The sequence below is a fragment of the Paraburkholderia caffeinitolerans genome (assembly GCF_902859945.1).
Lineage (GTDB): Bacteria > Pseudomonadota > Gammaproteobacteria > Burkholderiales > Burkholderiaceae > Paraburkholderia > Paraburkholderia caffeinitolerans.
In genome coordinates, this window is record NZ_CADIKL010000001.1 from 253,223 (window position 1) to 272,878 (window position 19,656).

General features: G+C 61.4%; 14 protein-coding genes. 11 read left to right on the forward strand and 3 right to left on the reverse strand.

What is annotated here, in order from left to right:
- Window positions 1-25 precede the first annotated feature (25 nt).
- The 11 genes from HV773_RS01080 to HV773_RS01130 all read left to right on the forward strand — a co-directional run bounded on the left by HV773_RS01080 (window position 26) and on the right by HV773_RS01130 (window position 16,350).
- Complete coding sequence (locus HV773_RS01080) at window positions 26-1,168, forward strand: glycosyltransferase (RefSeq protein ID WP_246282168.1); 1,143 nt, start codon at window positions 26-28, stop codon at window positions 1,166-1,168.
- A complete protein-coding gene (locus HV773_RS01085; protein ID WP_175194096.1) occupies window positions 1,158-3,098 on the forward strand; it encodes a glycosyltransferase in 1,941 nt (646 codons plus the stop codon). The genes HV773_RS01080 and HV773_RS01085 overlap by 11 nt, the downstream gene beginning before the upstream one ends.
- Window positions 3,095-7,504, forward strand: a complete 4,410-nt coding sequence (locus HV773_RS01090; RefSeq protein WP_175194098.1) for a glycosyltransferase family 4 protein — start codon at window positions 3,095-3,097, stop codon at window positions 7,502-7,504. The genes HV773_RS01085 and HV773_RS01090 overlap by 4 nt, the downstream gene beginning before the upstream one ends.
- 9 nt (window positions 7,505-7,513) lie before the next feature.
- The gene (locus HV773_RS01095) at window positions 7,514-8,551 is read left to right on the forward strand and encodes a glycosyltransferase (RefSeq protein WP_175194100.1); all 1,038 of its coding nucleotides are present in this window, start codon (window positions 7,514-7,516) and stop codon (window positions 8,549-8,551) included.
- Between the two features lie 33 nt (window positions 8,552-8,584).
- A complete protein-coding gene (locus HV773_RS01100; protein WP_246282171.1) occupies window positions 8,585-9,553 on the forward strand; it encodes a glycosyltransferase in 969 nt (322 codons plus the stop codon).
- Window positions 9,550-10,188 carry a histidine phosphatase family protein gene (locus HV773_RS01105; protein WP_175194102.1) on the forward strand — a complete coding sequence of 213 codons (639 nt, stop codon included), beginning with the start codon at window positions 9,550-9,552 and terminating at the stop codon, window positions 10,186-10,188. The genes HV773_RS01100 and HV773_RS01105 overlap by 4 nt, the downstream gene beginning before the upstream one ends.
- Window positions 10,185-11,231: a glycosyltransferase gene (locus HV773_RS01110; protein ID WP_175194104.1), complete on the forward strand. Its 1,047-nt coding sequence runs from the start codon at window positions 10,185-10,187 to the stop codon at window positions 11,229-11,231. The genes HV773_RS01105 and HV773_RS01110 overlap by 4 nt, the downstream gene beginning before the upstream one ends.
- Before the next feature lie 126 nt (window positions 11,232-11,357).
- On the forward strand, window positions 11,358-12,503 hold the full coding sequence (locus HV773_RS01115; RefSeq protein WP_175194160.1) for a glycosyltransferase: 1,146 nt from the start codon (window positions 11,358-11,360) through the stop codon (window positions 12,501-12,503).
- Window positions 12,500-13,459, forward strand: a complete 960-nt coding sequence (locus tag HV773_RS01120) for a UDP-glucose 4-epimerase family protein (protein ID WP_175194106.1) — start codon at window positions 12,500-12,502, stop codon at window positions 13,457-13,459. Before HV773_RS01115 ends, HV773_RS01120 begins: the two co-directional genes overlap by 4 nt.
- A gap of 6 nt (window positions 13,460-13,465) precedes the next feature.
- Window positions 13,466-14,491 (forward strand): MraY family glycosyltransferase, encoded by a 1,026-nt coding sequence (locus HV773_RS01125; protein WP_175194108.1) that lies wholly within the window; start codon window positions 13,466-13,468, stop codon window positions 14,489-14,491.
- Complete coding sequence (locus tag HV773_RS01130; RefSeq protein WP_175194110.1) at window positions 14,488-16,350, forward strand: polysaccharide biosynthesis protein; 1,863 nt, start codon at window positions 14,488-14,490, stop codon at window positions 16,348-16,350. Before HV773_RS01125 ends, HV773_RS01130 begins: the two co-directional genes overlap by 4 nt.
- Before the next feature lie 99 nt (window positions 16,351-16,449).
- Here HV773_RS01130 and cysC read toward each other — a convergent pair whose 3' ends face one another.
- The 3 genes from cysC to HV773_RS01145 all read right to left on the reverse strand — a co-directional run bounded on the left by cysC (window position 16,450) and on the right by HV773_RS01145 (window position 19,507).
- Window positions 16,450-17,028 carry an adenylyl-sulfate kinase gene (cysC, locus tag HV773_RS01135; RefSeq protein ID WP_246282172.1) on the reverse strand — a complete coding sequence of 193 codons (579 nt, stop codon included), beginning with the start codon at window positions 17,026-17,028 and terminating at the stop codon, window positions 16,450-16,452.
- A 249-nt stretch (window positions 17,029-17,277) separates the two neighbouring features.
- On the reverse strand, window positions 17,278-18,309 hold the full coding sequence (galE, locus tag HV773_RS01140; protein WP_175194112.1) for a UDP-glucose 4-epimerase GalE: 1,032 nt from the start codon (window positions 18,307-18,309) through the stop codon (window positions 17,278-17,280).
- 28 nt (window positions 18,310-18,337) lie between these two features.
- On the reverse strand, window positions 18,338-19,507 hold the full coding sequence (locus HV773_RS01145) for a glycosyltransferase family 4 protein (protein WP_175194114.1): 1,170 nt from the start codon (window positions 19,505-19,507) through the stop codon (window positions 18,338-18,340).
- Between the last annotated feature and the right edge of the window lie 149 nt (window positions 19,508-19,656).

The following is a 19,656-nucleotide window of genomic DNA, read 5'->3' on the forward strand; positions in this document are numbered from 1 at the left end:
AGGCAACGAGATCCGCATCTACAAGATGCTGCGCTGGCTGCGCAAGCAGGGCTACGGTATGACGCTCGTGCTCAAGCCGCTCGGCGACGAAGAGGTACCCAACGAATGTGTGGCCGGACTTCGTGACGTGGTCGACAATCTCTACATCTTCGACAACCGTGTCATTCCTCGGCCTGCTGGCGCGAGCGCGCGCACGGCTGCCCAGATCGACTCGGATCTTGAGGACGCGCGGCTCACTGAACTCCAGGACGGGTTCTGCCCGGCATGGTTCGTCGATGAGGTGGCGGCGATCGCGGCTGCGGTGCGTCCCGATGTGGTGATCGCGCAATATGTCTTCATGAGCCGCCTTCTCACCTTGCCGGAGTGTGCGGATGCGCTGCGCGTGATTGACGCGCACGATCTCTTCTGCCGCAAGCAGGCGACGGTCGAGCAATACGGCATCAAAGACTATGGCTTGAGTCTCACTGACGAGCAGGAGCGCAAGCTCTTGCTGCGCGCCGATGCAATTCTGGCGATCCAGCGTGTCGAACAGGACGAACTCGCGGCCCTCGTGCCTGAGCGCGAGGCGCTCTTGACGAGCTTCGATCTGGAAGTCCATCATGCGGACCCCGCACGGATGGTGCCCGCTCGCGTTCTGATCGTGGCTTCAGGCAACGAGTTTAACGTTCGCGGCACGCAGGACTTCCTCAGCTATACGTGGCCGCTCATCAAGGCCAGCAATCCCGATGCGCATCTGCATGTGATCGGCCGGGTGTGCAGCGAAGTATGGTGTGATGATCCCTCGGTGTCGCTGCTCGGCTTCGTCGAGAGCCTGGAGCGCGAGTACGAGGAGGCACAGGTGGTTGTCAATCCGTGCCGAGTCGGTACCGGCCTGAAGATAAAGACCATCGAGGCGCTCGCATGGGGCAAGGCTCATGTTGCCTGGCCCTCTGCGGCCGACGGCCTGCGCGAATTGGCCGACGTGCCGGTGCTGATCGCGACGAATGTTGTGGATTTCGCGAGTGCGATCTGTTCGATCCTCGACGACAATGCGCGGCGCGAGTCGCTGCAGCGGACTGCCCATGCCTTCATCGGGGAGTACTTCGAAGCCAGCAACGTCTACCGGTCGTTCACGGGGGCGATCGACAATTGCCGGATACTTGAAACGGAAGAAGCGCATGTTGAATAACGAGTTTGCCGTCGTGTTTACGCCTGACGAGGGCCGTTTGCCGCAGTCGGCGCAACTCAAGCGCCTCGCTGGGAGCGCATCGAGAGTCCTCGTCTTTGTTGCATCCGCAGCGGATGCGCAGACGCTTCGGGATCTTGATGCTTCGCGTGTCGAAATCGTGGCCGTCGAAGACGGGGGGGGCTGGATCGGTGCGCTGAATCGCGCGTTGTATCCGCTGGTTCGGAGCCACACCGATATCCTTTTCGTCGCACCGCAATACGAGTTCGACGAAGCGGCGGTGGTCGCGCTGCGCGATGCAATGCGTGCCGATCCGCTGTACGGGTTCGCCTTGCCGCGCACCAATACGGGCGGTTCGGCTTCCGTGCCGCGTATGCCTGGCGATGAGCCGGTGAGCAGCGCACGCGATTTTGACGCGTTTCTTGAGCATTTGCCTGAGTATGCCGGCGGCGGCATCGTGCATGCCGCGCCAGTGCTTGTGCGGGCGAGTGTGCTCGATACATTCGGACGCCTGGAAGGCGAATCGTTCGACCTCTCCGATGCGCTGGCGCGGCTCTTCATCCGTGCGAACCGGCGCGGCCATAGTGCGGTGGTCAGCCATCGCGCGCTGTTTTTCGCGCCGGAGAGCCGCGCGTATGAGGGCCCGGCCGCGGCGCCTGTCATCGCACGTGCAAGCGATCTGTACCGTGCGATAGAGCGCCGCGCGGCCTTGCCGGATCAGGTGATCGAGAAGCTGCTGTGGTACCGCCTCAAGCCGAAGGCGCTGCGGTACGTGCTCTTCGATATTCGCAATCTGGCACCGGGGTTCAACGGAACCGCCCAGCACATTCTCTCGCTCATTCCACCCTTGCTCGAGCTTGCCGGGATGTTTGGCATTGCTCCGTCGTTCTGGGTTGCGCAAAAGTCCGCGGAGTTCCATGGCCTCGACCAGGCCATGCGCGAGCGGCTCATCTACGAACTGCCCGACGGCTCGATATTCGATGCCTGCATTCGGTTATCGCAGCCGTGGAGCTTCAGTGAGTTGCGTGATCAGGCCCGGCTTGCGCTCGTCAACATGTACCTGATCATGGATGCGATCGCCTGGGATTGCCACTACATCCGCATGCCGCATATCGACGGCGTGTGGCGTACCGCAGCGGCTACTGCGGATGGCTTTGTCTATAACAGCGGCTACACGCAGCGCGCGTTTGCGCAACGTTTCCCGCAGGCCGCCAGCGTGCCGTCCGCGGTGTCATGGTGCTCGCTCGATCCGGCGGAGTATTTCGTCGCCGAGTCGGGCGAGCAGTCGCAGCCCGCACAAGCGCCGTACGTGCTGATCGTCGGCAACCACTATTACCACAAGGGCTTGTACGAAGTGGTGCACGTCCTCGCGGCGAGCTTCCCGGAAACGCGCTTCAAGGTGCTGGGCGAAATCGGCGAGCAATACCCGAATGTCGAGCAGCATCCCTCAGGCATGCTCTCTCATGAAGACGTCGACAGGCTCTTTCGCGACTGTGCATGCCTCGTGTTCCCATCGCATTACGAAGGCTTCGGGCTGCCCATCCTCAAAGCACTCGCATTCGGCAAGCAGATCATCGCACGTAGCAGTACGCTGTTGGACGAGATCGGCGCGCGTGTGAGCCCAGTCGAGGGCATTGTTCCGTTCGAGACGCGAAGCGAGTTGCTGAATGCAGTTGCTCAGGTGCTGGGCGACGCCGCACGCTTGACGGCACGCCGTACGCAGCCGCTCGCCCCGGCGCAGCCCTATGGATGGCGGGCCGCTGCGCAGGACATCCTGACGCTCGCGAGCCGCCTGATCGACGACGTGGCGACAGAGCGTTGCCTCGATCGTCTCGAGTTCTTTTATCGTAGCGAGCAGTTCGATGTCGAGCGCGTAGGCTGGACCAACGCAGACCAGAACAAGATCATCTTCGAAGTGGAGCTGGAAGAATGAAGGTGCTGACGCTATTCATCCGCTATGGTGACAAAGACTATCGCGGGGCGTTCAAGCGCCTCTGCGAGATGTACAAGCGGATCGACGGCCTCGATTACGACGCATTCTTGATCGACACCGCGCTTCCGCTGGACTGCGAAGTGGCGCTGGGTTCGCGCGGCATGCTGATCGGCGGGGACAACACGCGGCGCGAGTTTAGCGGCTGGAATTCGGCGCTGGCGAAGGTGGGCGACGCGCTCGACACCTACGATCTCGTGCATGTCGTTACTTCGGCCTACGAGAACGAGTACAACGGGTTCTATCCGTACATCAACCGCACCATGTTCGACTACGCGGCGCACAATCCGCAGGTCGTGCTGGCGCACGTCGATGCCTATCCGGAGCCGGCACGCATGCTCGGGCGCACCTTCCAGACTTGGGGGTGCTCGAAATTCCTGCTGGCCCATCCGCAGCGGATCCGCGCGCTCGGCTCGTTCACGGGCGATCTCGACTTCGACGATGTCTTCACTGCTGATGTGGCCGCGCCGTTTCGCGACGACGCACCGCTTTCCGCGAACTATCGCCAGTACCTCGTCGACTGGTTGACTGGCGAGGGGCTGCCGCACGGGCAGTGGCATTCGGTGTTCGAGATGGGCCATGCCAATCTTAGCCGCTTTCATTCGAAGGCTATGTCCATTCTCGACGAGCATAGCCTTTCCATGCGCCTGCGCGAGAGCGGTTCGCGTATCGTCGACTACACGTGGCTTCATTCGCGCGGCGTGCGCCATGACGCGCGCGCGATTCCGGACGAATTGACCCAGGTTCTCGAGCGAAACGTTTTCCTGTTCAACAATCCGATTGTCAAGCCGGGAGTCGACCTGCGAGACCATCGCAGTCCCGGTAGCTTCGAAGCGATGTTCGCGAGCGAAGGTGACAAACCCTTCGCTCGTACACCGATCATAGACGGCCTGTGGCTGGGCAACCGCGTGCTGCAGTCGTATCTCGACCCCGCACGGCCGCTGCATTGCGCCGCAATCTATTTGAATCAGGGCATTGCGATCGATGCGGCGCAAACCGCATGGCTCGCGCAGACCGATGACGAATTGCCGCAGGACGCCATCCTGCCTGTCTCGCGCGGATTGCACGCCACTTGGCTCGCACGCGACGACCTGCGCGAGTCGTTCGACATGCAGACTACGGAGGGGCGGCGCGATGCGTTGCGCTGGTGGCTTCAGGCGGGGAGCCTGGATGCACGCTATGCCGGATTCGTAAGCCTTGATGCGTGCCGTGAGGTCGATCCTGCACTGCCCCATGACACGCCACTGCCGATTACGCGGGGTATGAGTGCGCTCGCCGACGCGCGTCCGGACCTGCGCGCGTCCATTGATCTCACCACGCCGGCGGGACGGCGGGCTTTGCTCGCCTGGTGGATGCTCGATGGCATGCTCGATCCGAAGTTAAGTTGTTTTCTGTCAGCGCAGTGCTATGTGCACACGTCGAACCAGCTTGAGCAGGATGCAGCGCTGCCGATCACCTGCGGCTTGCTCGCGCTGCATGAGGCGCGCTCCGACCTGGCAGCAATCGATCTGACGACGCGCAGCGGGCGCCAAAAGCTGATTGCCTGGTGGATGGATTCCGGCAGGCTCGATCCCGCAGTGTCGGACTTCATGCCGGAGTCGTCCTATGGCGCGCCGGACCCAGGCGTGATTCAGGACGTGCCGCTGCCGATCACGCGCGGCCTGCACGCCTTGCAGACAGCCCGTCCCGACTTTGCCCCGCTTGATCCCGCCACGCGCGCCGGCCGGCTGCAACTGCTCCAATGGTGGCTGACTATCGGGCGCCACGATCCCTCGTTCGTGTCGTTGATGCCGCAGGATTTGTACGCCGAGGTCGATCCGGACGTGACGCAGGACGTTGGTGTACCTGTCACGCGCGGCTTGCACGCCTTGCAGGCGGCGCGTTCTGACCTGGCTGTGCTGGATCTCGCAACGCACGAAGGTCGGCAGCACCTGATCCGATGGTGGATGACGGTGGGGCGCCATGATCCGTCGTTCGCTGCGTTCATGGCGCACGACGTGTACGCCGAGGTCGATCCGGACGTGACGCAGGACGTTGGTGTACCTGTCACGCGCGGCTTGCACGCTCTGCAGGCGGCGCGCTCTGATCTGGCAGTGCTGGATCTCTCAACACGCGAGGGTCGGCAGCACCTGATCCTATGGTGGATGATGGAAGGGCGCCATGATCCGTCGTTTGCTCTGTTCATGCCGCACGACGTGTACGCCGAAGTCGATCCGGACGTGACGCAGGATGTCGGCGTGCCAGTTACGCGCAGCTTGCACGCACTTAGTATGCGTGACGATCTTGCGCAGTTCGATCTCGACACTGTCGAGGGGCGTCGCGGACTCGTGACGTGGTGGATGACGGAAGGGAGCGAAGCTCCGACGATGGCAGATTTTATGTCGCCCGATGCCTATATGCGCGTCGACCATAATGTTGTCCAGGACGCGAAGCTGCCGATTACCATAGGCATGCGTGCCTTGCATCAGTCGCGCGACGATCTGCGGGAGGCCATGGATCTCGGCAAGCACGAAGGACGCCGCGCATTCGTGCGCTGGTGGATGCAGGTTGCGCTCTCGGATTCGCATCTGGTGCGGCTCAGCAATCAGGAGGCGCTTGTGGAACTGGCGCCGGGCGTTGTCCAGGACGGCCTCCTGCCGATCACCCGCGGGCTGGTGGCATTGCACGATTCGCGTGAGGATCTGCGCGATAGCCTGGACCTGAATTCGTCGATCGGGCGCTCGCAGTTTATCCAATGGTGGTTCCGCTTTGGCATCGACGAACCGTTCGTGGCCTGCTTGTTGCCGGCTGAAGCGTATCGTGCAGTCGACCCCAGTGTGCCGCAGGACGTGGGGATAACGCTGACGAAGGCGATGTGCGGCCTCTATCGCGCGCGTATTGACGACGAGGCGGCGGAGGCGTTCGACCCGCAGAACGCGGATCATCGCCGCTCCGTGGCGCAGTGGTGGTGCCGGGAGTTTGTCACCGGGTGTCTGCATCCGGCGTTTGCGTCGACGCCGGAGACGCTCGGGCTCGACCGTCACTGCGACGACGGCACCTTGCATCCGCTCGCGCAAGCGCTTTGGGAGATTCGTGGCGACCTGCACGACGCGTTCGATATCGAGACTGCCGACGGTCGCTCCGAACTCAACCGGTGGTTGCACGAGTGTGGTTACAAGGAAATTGGCCTGCCATCGGACTTGTCCGGCGAACATACGCCGCCCGTGCACGTCCCTGAAACTTGGCACGGCACCTGGCGGATCGGCGGCGCGAATATCGTTGGTTTCTCACGTGGCGAACTGGGGATTGGCGAAGACGTTCGTATGGCGTCTCTCGCACTGCAACAGGCGGACTATGACTTCTGTCTGCCGCACATCCCGCTGGGAATCGGTGCGCGCCAGGATGACCTTTCGTTCCACCTTTACGAGGCGCAATCGCCGGTTTACCGGACCAATCTACTCTTCCTGCCGCACTATGAGACCATTCGGCTCCTTGCTGCATCGCGCAACGCATTGCTTGGCGGCCGCTACAACATCGGCTGCTGGCAGTGGGAACTGCCGAAGTACCCGAAGGGCATGGAATTTGCGTGCGAACTGGTCGACGAGGTCTGGTCGAGCACGTCCTATACCGCAGACGCGATGCGTGGGGCCACGGAAAAGCCAGTGTTCGTCATGCCGATGACTGTCGATTTGCCAACGCTTTCGCGATCCTATGCGCGCGCGGAATTCGGGCTCCCGGACGACGCGTTTGTTTTTCTGAATATACTGGACGGTAATTCGAGCGTAGCGCGCAAGAATCCGCTGGCCGTGGTGCGGGCGTTCCAGAAGGCCTTTCCGCAGCCGTCGAGCGGCGTGCACCTGCTGGTCAAGACGATGAACATGACTGGCCACAGCGCCGAATGGGACGAGGTTGTGCGTCTGGCCGCGAGCGATCCACGTATCTCGATTCTCTCGGGCGCCTTGCAGCGCGAGCAGGTCATCGCGCTGCAACTGCTGGCGGACTGCTTCGTGTCGCTGCATCGGGCGGAGGGCTTTGGCCGCAACATCGCTGAGGCAATGTGGCTCGGCAAGCCGGTCGTCGTATCGGCGTTTTCGGGCAATACGGATTTCACCAGCGACAGCACGGCATGGATGGTTGGCGGCACGACGATCCCCGTGCGCCCGGGTGAATACAGTTTCGCCGAGGGCCAGCACTGGTGGGACGCCGATGTGGACGAAGCGGCGCAAAGGATGCGGCAGGTCTTCGAGGCACCTGCACAACGCGAGGCGCGCGCGCGCGCCGGCCAGGCATTCGTGCGCGAGCGCTATGCGCCCGCCAACGTGGGGCGCCGCTATGTCGAACGACTGCGTGCGCTTGATCAGAGCCTGTAAGGACTAGAAATGCGACTCTTCATTGCTGCCCCCGATATCTTCCCTGGCGATGCCGTTGGCAATCACTGCCTCGGGATTGCACGTGCGGCGCGGCGGCTCGGATGGGATGCACGGGCATACGCGCAGCGCTTTGCCGGAGACGTGCAGCCGATCGAAACGATGTTTGACGAGGTCCGGCCAGACGATACGCTCTGGGTGAGCTACTCGATTCACGATCCGCTGCTGGAGCGCCTGCTGGCGCTTCCGGGGCGCAAACTTTGCTATTTTCATGGTGTGACTTCGCCTGAGCTCCTTCGCGAATTCGAGCCGGTAACCGCCGATCTTTGCGCACGCTCGGTCGAGCAATTTCCCCAACTCGCGCGCTTCGAGCGCATCATGGCGAATTCGCGGTTCACCGCGCGCTCGCTGGCAGGCGTGGTGCAGCTCGAGCAGATCGGCATCCTGCCACCGGTGTGCCCCGACATGCCCGTCTTCTCGCGCCCGGGCAACCGTGCCGCCGCCGCATCGCAAGATGACCTGCGTCTGCTCACGGTTGGGCGTGTCGTGCCGCACAAGCGGGTCGAGGACGCGATCGACATCGTCGCCCGCGCCTGCGGCGAGGGTGTGGAGGCGTATCTGCGCATCGTCGGTACGACGCCCAATGGCACCTACGCCCACTTTCTGCTGGAGCGCGCACGCGAGCTCGGTGTCGGCGAACGAGTCGAGCTTGCCGGCGTGCTGGATGATGATTCGCTGTTCGCCGAGTTCAACACTGCCGACGCATTGCTAACCGTGAGCCAGCACGAAGGTTTCTGCGTGCCGGTCCTCGAGGCCATGCATCTGGGGCTACCGTGCTTCGTGCGAACCGGCACGGCGGCGAGTGAGGTTGCGGCAGGCTGTGCGGTGGAATTCACGGCGCTCGACGAGGCGGCGCTGGCGCTGCGCGCGATGGCGCAGGACCGTGCCATCAAGGAGCGGCTCGATGCCGCGGGCAAGCGCCGCGCGGCCGAACTGCTAGAGCAGACCAGCGACGAGGCGCTGCGGAAGATTTTTTGCGCCGCCCAATAAAATTCACCAATTTAACTTGCTGGATATAGAGACGTGTCAAGTCCCCGCGTTCTGATTACAACTTATCACCAGGCCTTTTTTGTGAGAGGTGGGGGCGAGTATGAAATTTACTCGATTGCCGACAGCCTGAAGCAGCGCGGCATGATCGTCGACATCTACGGGCCATACTCGCGTTCGCTCGAGGATTACGACGTCGTGCTGCATTTTTCCGTCCATGGCGGCGGACTCGAGTTACTGAGGGAGGTCAAGGCGGGTGGCAAACCCATCGCGCTCTGGCCGAATCTGTGGGTACGCAATCCGGCGGAGGTGCCGCCTTCGCTCGTCAACGCGCACGTCGAACTTGCCGATGCAGTGATCTTCAAGTCTGCGTCTGAAGAGCAGCACTTCCGCAAGCGCTTTAGCTTGCCCAATGAGAAGGCGCGCCGCGTCGCGCTCGGTGCCGACGCGGTCTATCTGCGTTCCGCGCCGCACGGGCTCTTCAAGAGCCTGTACGGGATCGAGAACTACGCACTGTGGTTCGGTGTCATCGAGCCCAACAAAAATCAGCTCGCGGCCTGCCGCGTTTTGCGCGAGAAGGGGATCCCTTGTGTGTTCGTCGGGCGCAGCCGGGAAGATGCGTATTTCAAGGCGTGCCGCGAAGCGGCGGGCGAGAACGTGCTGTTCCTCAAGGGCCTGCCGCAGAAGTCCGAAATCGTGCGCGCGGCGTTGCAAGAAGCGCTTTTCTATATCGAGGTCTCGCATGAGCCGCCGGGCTTGTCGGCCATCGAAGCCGGGTTGTCGGGTTGCCGTCTCTTGTTGAGCGACTCGGACTGGTCGCGCGAGCATTTCGGCGACCGCGCTGTTTATGCGGATCCGACTGACGAGGCGGACATCGCACGTGGCGTGGATGACGTGCTCGCACAGTCCGCAGGCCAACGCATTCTGGCAGACGAGTTGCGACGCTTCTGCTTGCCCGAAGCGATTGATCCGTTGATCGACATCCTGCGAGGCGTTGCCCGATGATTTTCTATCTGGTGCGTCATGGCCGGTCTCAAGCCAATGACGCAGGCCTTGTAACCGGGACACCGGTGGACCTGCTCACGGAAGCGGGCGTGGAGCAGGCGGTTAAGCTCGCGGCATGGCTCGCGGAGCAAGACGTCGTGGTCGACCGGTGCTATGTAAGCCATTGGCAACGCGCACAGCAGACAGCGCAGCGTATCTTGCCGGCGGCGGACTGGCGAGTCGACCGGCGCCTTGGAGAAACCGACGCGGGAGACGTCGCCGAATGGCCGCTCGCGCGTTTTGTAGCGGAGCAGCCGGACTTTTACACCGATGCGCAGCAAGCCTATCCGGGCGGCGAATCGCACCTGCAGCTCAACGCGCGAGTGCTGGACTGGTGGCGAGAAGTGCGCGGGGAACCGTGCGAATGCGTCATGGTGGTCGCCCATTCGGGGCCGATTTCGTGCCTGCTCCAGGCCGTGCTCGGCGTCGGCATGGAACGCTTTCCGGCTTTTCTGCCAGCCAACGGCAGCGTTTCGGTGATCGAAGTCGACTGCAAGGCCGGCCGTGAGTCGGCTCGCCTGCTCGGTTTCTCGATGGGTCCAGGCGAGAATCTGGCATCGGCGCTGCGTGTTGCGGCACAACGGGAGGCGCCATGAAAAAGGTGTTGGCGCTGCAGCGCGAGTCGCATGTGGCACTCGGTGTACCGTCGCTGTCTGTAGCTGCGCGCATCACCGAGGTGCTCGGCTACATGGAATCGATCGGCGCGCTGACGTTCACGGCAATTTCCGAGAACGACGAGTGCGCGGCCGCCGGCGTGGAATGGGCGGACGTTCTGATTCTCAGCAAGCATAGTTCGCCGAATGCGCTCGAATTGGTCCGCCGCGCTCGCGCGCGCGGCGTGCGCGTGATTTACGACATCGACGACTGGATTTTCTCGTTCCCCAAGTACAGTGGCGGCGCAGCGCACCGCAACAAGCTGGAGTTGATCCACGAACTGATCTCGCTGTCGAATGTCGTGACGGTTGCGAACGAAACGCTCGAACGCAAAGTGCGCGCCTTCGTGCCGGAGCCCCTGCTCGTGCCGAATGGCATGTGGGTGGAGCGTTACGTGCTCCCGGGTAGCGGTGCAGGTCACGAGGCATTGCCGCCGCGCATCGTTTTCACGAATGCGGATTTCCTCAAGATGCAGACTGCGAAGGATATGCTGCTGACCGCGTTGCAAGTGTTCTTCCTGCGTCATCCGGATTACGTGCTCGACTTTTACGGTGATCCGTTCCCCGAAATGTTCTCGTTGCCGTTCCTGCATTTCACCAATCGCATGCCTTATACCGACTACATGCGTGCGCTGGTTTCGGGCAGCTACCAGTTCGCCATCACACCGCTAGGAGGCGACGAGGACGCGGAAGCCGCCGAATTCAATGCTTGCAAGAATCCGTTCAAGTATCTGAACTATGGCGCCGCGCAGGTTCCCGGTATCTATTCGAGCGCCAGCATTTACACGGGCAGTGTGGCCGACGGCAAGACCGGCATCCTCGTTGAAAACGACTTCCATGCTTGGGTGGACGCGCTCGAGACCATCGCTGGTGATGCGACGTTACGCCAGCGTATCCGGCGTGACGCGTTCGACGATGTCATGAAGCATCATCACGTGTCCAGGAGCGCCGAAGTGCTCAGGCGCGCAATGGGCGATTCTGCATGACGACGTGTGCGCGGCGCAGGCTGCCGCACACATGGTGTAGCAACAGGGATTTTTAGCGTGACCAATCTTTCTGCGCCAGACACGCCGCTGCGCGACCTTCCAGCGACGCGGCCCGCGGCGGCACAACTGCGGGCGCTGCACATATATCGAACCTACTTTCCGGACCCGCCGGGCGGTCTGCAGGAGGCGATCCGGCAAATTGCGCTGGGTTGCTCGCGCTTTGACGTCGAGTCGACGATTTTCACGTTGTCGCCCGACCCGCATCCCGCCGAACTGCAACGTGAGGAAGGGCGCGTGATCCGCTGCCGCTCGTGGGCCGCGCCGGCTTCGTGCGATCTCGGCGGGCCGGCGGCATTGCGCCGCTTTCGTGAGTTGTCGGAGTGGGCCGACATCGTGCATTTTCATTTTCCTTGGCCGTTCGGAGACGTGCTCTCGCTCTTCGGTGCGAGGACCAAGCCCGCAGTCATGACTTATCATTCGGACATCGTGCGTCAGCGCGCGCTCGGTGCAATATACGGGCCGCTCATGCGACGCACGCTGCGCTCGATGTCGGCGGTAGTCGCGACTTCCCCCGCGTATGCGCGCACGAGTCCTGTGTTGACCGGCGCAGTCGCACCGGAGCGACTCCACGCCATTCCGCTGGGCATCGCCGACTACGCCGACATGCCGATGCCCGAGGGCGAGCGGTTGCTTGCTCGCTTTGGGATCGGCCGGCGGCCCATGTTTCTTTCGCTGGGTGTGCTGCGCTACTACAAAGGACTCCATACGCTCATTGAGGCCGCCCGACACGTCGACGCCGATTTTGTGATCGCGGGTTCCGGCCCGGAAATGGAGCGCTTGCAGGAACTGAAGACACGCGTGGGCGCTGCCAACGTCATCTTCGCGGGCCAAGTCGACGATGAAGAAAAGCGCGTGCTGCTGTCATGCTGCCGCGGACTTGTGCTGTCCTCTCATCTGCGCTCCGAAGCGTTCGGCATGGTGCTCGTCGAGGCAGCGATGTACGGCAAGCCGATGGTGTCGTGCGAGATCGGCACAGGTACTTCTTTCGTCAACGAAGACGGGGTGACGGGATGGGTCGTACCGCCTGAGGCGCCCGACGCGCTGGCGGCTGCGATTGAAACGCTTGCTTGCGACGACGCACAGGCTGACGCCATGGGGCGGGCGGCACGCGCCCGCTACGAACTGCTGTTCTCGGGCGAAGCGCTGGGCCGAGCGTATAGTCAGCTATACCGCGACGTGATGCATACGGCAGGGAGGGCGGTGTCGCGATGATCCAGTTCCTGCTTACTGGTGCGAACGGTTTTGTCGGACGGGCGCTTGCCGAACGCGTCGCACGCGGGGGCGACGACGTCTGCTGCGTGATCCGCGGTGCGCCCGGCGATGCCGCGGCACAGAGCCGGTATGTCCGTGTCGCCGATAATTTCGCAGGTATAGAGGCGGCATGGCCGGCGGACCTGCGTCCCGACTGTGTCGTGCATCTGGCGGCGCGGGTTCATATGCTCAACGACCATGCCGCCGATGCTCTCGATGCGTTCCGTCAAACGAATGTTGCCGGTACGTTGCGCGTTGCTGAGGCAGCGGTCCGCGCCGGTGTGCGGCGCTTCGTGTTTGTGAGCAGCATCAAGGCGGTGGGGGAACAGGACGGCGGCACGCCGTTGAGGGAATCCGACGTGCCGCAGCCTCGCGATCCGTACGGCGTGTCCAAACTCGAGGCGGAGCAGGCATTGCGCGAATTTGGCGCTGCGCATGGCATGCAGGTGGTGATTGTGCGCCCCCCGCTGGTGTACGGTCCCGGGGTCCGGGCGAATTTCCTCTCGCTGATGAGCGCGCTGGATCGCGGGCTACCACTGCCGCTTGGCGCCGTGTATGCACGGCGCAGTCTCGTCTTCGTCGATAATTTGGTCGATGCGCTGGTGCATTGCGCCACCCGCCCTGAAGCGGCGGGGCAGACGTTTCATGTAAGCGATGGTGTCGATTTGAGCGTGCCGGAACTTGCTCGGACGATCGCGCACCATTTGCAAGTAAGCTGCCGCCTGGTGCCCGTGCCTGTGCCGTGGCTACGGGCAGTCGGGCGCTTGACTGGCCGTACAGAACAGGTGAGCCGGCTTGTCGAAAGCCTGCGCGTCGATATCCATCACATCAGAGACACGCTGGGCTGGACGCCACCGCTTTCGGCCGATGATGGCCTGCGCGCGACTGCGGATTGGTACCGCGCAAGTCAACGCTAAAAGTCGATGCAGAATATGGACCCGCGCTGGATTTTCATCATTGTTGCAGTCGCAGGACTGGTAGCGAGCGTCGCGATCCTGCGTTTCCTCCTTGCGACCGGACTCGCGTGGCGTCTCGCCACCGATATCCCGAACGATCGCTCGCTTCATTCGAAGCCGGTGCCGCGGGTGGGTGGCTGGGCCATTGTTCCCGTCGTTTGTGTGTCGATCTGGATCGTTGCACCGGGGCTCTGGCTTGCAGCCGTGCTTGCACTCGCACTTGCGGTTCTCTCGCAGATCGACGACCGCCGGGGGCTGCCCGCCCGGGTCCGTTTCGCGGCCCACATCGCCGCTGCCACTGTGTTCGTTGCCGCTACGCCGGGTGCGGTGCCTGTCTGGGTGCTCTTCGTGCTGGGAATTTTGCTGGTCTGGCTCGTGAACTTGTACAATTTCATGGATGGCTCTGATGGGCTAGCAGGCGGCATGGCATTGTTCGGCTTCAGCGGCTATGCGCTCGCAGCGGGCTTTGGGCCGCACCCTGACACTCAACTTGCACTGGCCGCAACCGCTGTCGCTGCCGCTGCCGCGGGCTTTTTATTTTTGAATTTTCATCCTGCCCGGGTCTTTCTGGGCGATGCGGGCTCAATTCCACTCGGTTTCTTGGCTGGCGCACTTGGCTATTGGGGATGGATGAAATCGGTGTGGCCGATCTGGTTTCCGGCCCTGATTTTTCTGCCTTTCATTGCTGACGCTAGTGTGACGCTGGTCAAGCGCGTATTGCGCCGCGAGAAGGTATGGTTGCCCCACAAGGAACATTACTATCAGCGCATGGTTAGATTGGGGATGGGGCACGCGGCTACCGCGAGAGCATGGTATCTCGTCATGGCCGTGGGAGTGGTGATTGCTACATTTGCGCTTGGATTGAAGCCCGTGATGCAGTGGGTCGTGGCTGGCGCATGGAGCGTCATACTTTTATTCGCAGGCGTGTGCATAGACCGGCGCTGGCAACAATATCAGGGTCGCATGGATAACGCTAAGGTGATTCGCAAATGATCAAACAGAGAGCTCATTGGCTTTCTCTGGGCGCATTCGGCTTCGATCTGCTTGCCGTCGCCGTTGCCTGGATGTTCGCCTATATCATTCGCTTTAACGGCCCGGTTCCAGTCGGCTTCTGGAAAGGCGGGCTGACAGCGCTCATGTGGGTAATCGTTGTGTATGGCTGCATGTTCCGGTTTTATGGGCTCTATCGCGGCATGTGGGTTTTCGCGAGCCTTCCGGATTTGCTGCGTATTGCAAAGGCAGTTTTTGCCGGCGCAATCCTGGTCATGATTGGCTCGGCGCTTGTGCGACCGGCGCCGGTTATCCCACGGTCGGTACTCTTAGTCTCACCACTGCTGCTATTTCTCACGATGGGCGGCGCGCGTGCCATCTACCGCGCGACCAAAGAGTTCTATTTATACGGTGGCCTAGTCGGCCAAGGTAAGCCGGTGGTAGTGCTGGGTGCGGGTAACGCCGCTGCCAACTTGGTGCGCGAACTCAAGCGTTCGGGGCAATGGAGGCTGATGGGGCTGCTTGACGACGATCCGCTGAAGGTCGGTCGCGAGATCTACGGCTATCGCGTGCTGGGGCCCATTAGTGCCTTGCACCAAATCACCGCTGACCTGCGTGTCGAGCACGTCATCATTGCGATGCCGTCCGCGCCGGTGGCCGCGCACCGGCGCATTGCCACGATGTGTGTGCGCGCCGGGGTGCATGCCATGGTGCTCCCGGCGCTCACGCCACTCAAGGACGGCCAGACCATGCTCTCGCAGGTCCGGCAGATCGACCTCGAGGACCTGCTCGGACGTGACCCTGTGAGCATCGATACCGCGCACGTTTCGGAGCTGCTCGGAGGGCATGTCGTGCTGGTGACCGGCGCGGGCGGTTCGATCGGGGCGGAACTGTGCCGACAGATTTTGCAATACGCGCCCGCACAGCTCGTCGCGCTCGACATCTCTGAGTTCGCGATCTACAAGCTCGAAGAAGAGCTGCGCGTCAAGTTTCCTGAAGTTGAAATCGTCCCGCTTGTTGGCGACGTAAAGGATTCGTTGCTGCTCGACCTGTTGTTTGGGCGGTATCGACCGTACATCGTTTTCCACGCTGCGGCATACAAGCATGTTCCGCTCATGGAGCAAGCGAATGCTTGGCAGGCGGTGCGCAACAATGTTCTCGGCACCTATAGCGTTGCGCGCGCGGCGATACGTCACGAAGTCGGCCGCTTCGTACTCATTTCGACTGACAAGGCCGTCAATCCTACCAATGTGATGGGCGCGAGCAAGCGCCTCGGGGAAATGGTTTGCAGCGCGCTACAGTGTGAAACGAGACATACGCAGTTCGAAACGGTCCGTTTCGGCAACGTGCTCGGCAGCGCGGGCAGCGTGATTCCGAAATTTCAGGCGCAGATCGCGCATGGTGGCCCTGTCACGGTGACGCATCCGGAAATCACTCGATTTTTCATGACCATTCCGGAAGCGTGCCTGCTCGTCCTGCAGGCTTCGAGCATGGGACATGGAGGCGAAATCTTCGTACTCGACATGGGGCAACCGGTGAAGATCGCCGATCTCGCGCGCGATCTCATCCGCCTTTCTGGTCTGAGCGAGGAACAGATCAAGATCGAATTTACTGGCCTGCGTCCGGGGGAAAAACTCTACGAGGAACTGCTTGCGGACGACGAAACCACGACACGTACGCCGTTTCCGAAGTTACGGATCGCGCGCGCGCGTGAGGTGCCGGACACGCTCCTCGATCACCTTCTGCCGTGGCTGATGCAGCGCAAAATTCCCAGTGACGACGAAGTGAGGCGCGACTTGCGGCAGTGGATCCCGGAATATCGCTCGCCGGCAAAGCCGGGATTGCGAAGCGTCGCGAACTGAGGGTACATGACCCGGAAAATTTCGGGCGCGCTGCGCACCCAGGCAGCACATTGAAATGTGCCCTATTGTTATCGGAGGTTGTTCAATAATACGCGCTGCTCAAATCGGAAGCTGCTCCTTCTTTTTCAACTCCGAGATGACGCACGCGTTTAAGGTAAGGTGATCGATGATCTTGTCGACACAGTAATTCACGGGCGCATGCTCGGTCTGCAGAACGAGATCGGGGTGTGTTGGCGCCTCGTATGGCGAGCCGATGCCTGTGAATTGGGGAATCTCGCCGCGTCGAGCACGCCTGTAGAGGCCCTTAGGGTCACGTTCTTCACAAACGTACAGAGGCGTGTCGACGAACACTTCCAGGAACGATTCGCGTCCCACGATGCGCCGCGCGTTCTCGCGGTGCGCCACTTCAGGAGAAATCGTCGCGGCCACAGCGATGAAACCTTCCTTGCAGAAGAGCGCTGCCACATGCGCTACCCGCCTGAGATTCTCAGTGCGTTCGGCTTCGCTAAACCCAAGATCTGAATTGAGTCCGGTGCGCAGGGCATCTCCATCCAATATAGTCGCGCGCAGGCCGAGCGATTGAATGCGCTCGACCAGCGCATGCGCAATTGTTGATTTACCCGCCCCAGACATGCCGGTGAGCCAGACTACTCTTCCCTTCGACGTTTGTGTTTCCACTTCAGCGAACCCCTTCTCGCGCGCAAGCGGCGCGTTCGAATGGGAATTTTTATCGAAGGGCGGCTTGATGTAAAGCCAATGTAATAAACTGCAACATAGATTGTATGAAATATGCGACGCAGGCCATGCGCCCGGGACGCAGAATCCCCCGTAAACAAAGGCTGAGCGTGTCCGAGCGGCTCGATGCACGAACAACGTCAGAATTATTTCGTAGTATTACGGGGCCTTGCCGCCGATGTACGACGATGGCTACCGATATCCCGCAGGGTTGCGTACCTGCCAGCGCCAGTGATCCCTGCACATGCGCTCCATGCCGAATTGCGCCGTCCAGCCGAGAAGTTTTTCGGCAGTGGCGGGATTGGCGTAGCATTCGGGGATATCGCCTGGTCGCCGCGCGACTATCTCGTAGGGCACGGGTCGGCCCGAGGCCACCTCGAACGCCTTCACCACGTCCAGGACGCTATACCCGCGCCCGGTGCCGAGATTAACTACAAAGCTTTCGTCGTGCAGGACGAGGGCATCGAGTGCGGACAAGTGCCCGCGTGCGAGATCGACCACGTGAATGTAGTCGCGCACGCCTGTGCCGTCTGGCGTGGGGTAATCGCCGCCGAATACGCATAGCTTCTCGAGCTTGCCAACAGCGACTTGCGCGACGAACGGCATCAGGTTGTTCGGCAGTCCGGCGGGGTCCTCGCCTATCAGTCCACTTTCGTGGGCTCCAACCGGATTGAAGTAACGCAGCACGGCGATACGCCAGCTCGTATCGGATACCGTAAGGTCCCGCAGAATCTGTTCGGCGATCAGCTTTGATTGGCCGTAAGGGTTGGTGGCGGAGAGCGGGAACGTTTCGTCGATTGGTGAGCGTTCTGGCGTGCCGTAGACTGTGGCTGAGGAACTGAAGACGAATTGCTTGACCCCGTGCCGGCGCATGACGTCGAGCACGACCAGAAGGCCGTCCAGATTGTTGCGGTAGTACTCGATTGGCTTCGCGACCGATTCGCCCACTGCCTTTAATGCAGCGAAGTGAATCACGCCGCTGATCACATGCTTGCCGAAGATGACGTTAAGCGAAGTTTCGTCGCGTACGTCGGCGTCGTAGAACGTGACTGGCTTGCCGGTGATTTGAGTCACTCGTGCGAGCGCTTCGCGGTGGCTGTTCACGAGGTTGTCGACAACGATCACGTCGTAGCCGCCATTTAGCAGTTCCACGCACGTGTGCGAGCCAATATAGCCCGCGCCGCCCGTGACGAGGATAGTCCCTTTCGAAGTTGTCTCAGCCATGCCCTGTTTCCGTGAGTGCGAAAGTCGGTCAAAACGTCAATCCGGTGATTTCCCGGATCAGTTTCTGGTAGCGTTGTACCACAACCCGCTCGTCGAATTCTTTTGCAATTTTTTTTCGACCGTTTGATGCCATGGCCGCGCGCTGAGCAAAAGTCAGATCGAGCATGCGAGCGAGTGAGGTGGCGAGTGCATCCGGATTGCGCGCCTCGCACAAAAGGCCGTTCACGCCGTGTTCGACTACTTCACGGCAGCCCGGGACATCGGTGGCGACAATCGGGCGGCCCATAGCGCTTGCCTCCATCAGGGTGCGCGGCACGCCTTCGCGATATGAGGGCAGGACGACGCAGTCAGCATTCGCGATGTACGGACGCACGTCCGCCGTTTCGCCCAGATATTCAATCACGCCTTCGCTTTCCCAGGTGGCGACTTCCTCGCGGGAGATCGCACTGGGGTTGTCGACACCTGCGGGGCCGAGTAGCTGAAAGCGAGCTTCAGGGGCGTGCATGCGCAGGCGTCGGGCTGCTTCGACATATTCACCGATACCTTTGTCCCACAGCAACCGTCCAATCAGGACAAAGACGAATTCGCGGCGCTCTGGCAGCGGCGTGAAGGCGAATTCGATCAGGTCAACGCCCTCTCCGTGAAGGAGGCGCGCCCTCTCCGGATGTGCCAGTAAATTTTGACTTCTGAACGCGGTCTCATCATCGCGATTGAGAAACCAGACCTCGTGGGGGAAGCGGAATGCAAAACGGTAAAGTAACTTGGCGATATTTGCAGTTCGACTCTTTTGGATGAATACATAGCCTAATCCGGTCGTTACCGCGACTGAAGGCGTGCGCGCGAGCCATGCTGCAATCGAGCCATAGATGTTCGGTTTGATTGTGTAATGAAACACAATATCCGGCCGGAGATCGCGGTAGTGCCGATAGAGAGCGTGGAGTGTCTGTAGGTCGTCAATCGGGTTGGTGCCTTTTGAGGCGACCGGCAGATCGATGCAGTGACAACCCATGGCGACAAGTGGTTCGAATGTGCGATCACGCGGCGCGAGGATGAGAACTTCGGCTCCGGCGCTGGCGAGTGCACGCAGGAGTCCCTGACGGTACGTGTATATCGCCCATGCAGTGTTGCAAACAAGTGCGACACGCAGGCGTGCGGCCTTGCTGCTTGCATCTGATGATGCTGTAGCGGTGAGTTTCACAAATGACGCGAGATAGTGGTGGGCTGGTCGAGACGAGCGTGTGGCATTTTAGCCGACTACGAAGGATACGAAGGCCGGCCTCTTTGGTGTTGATTCGAGCAGATCGTGCCGCTAGTGCGGCGTCCTCTGCGCTATGATGCTACTTCAGC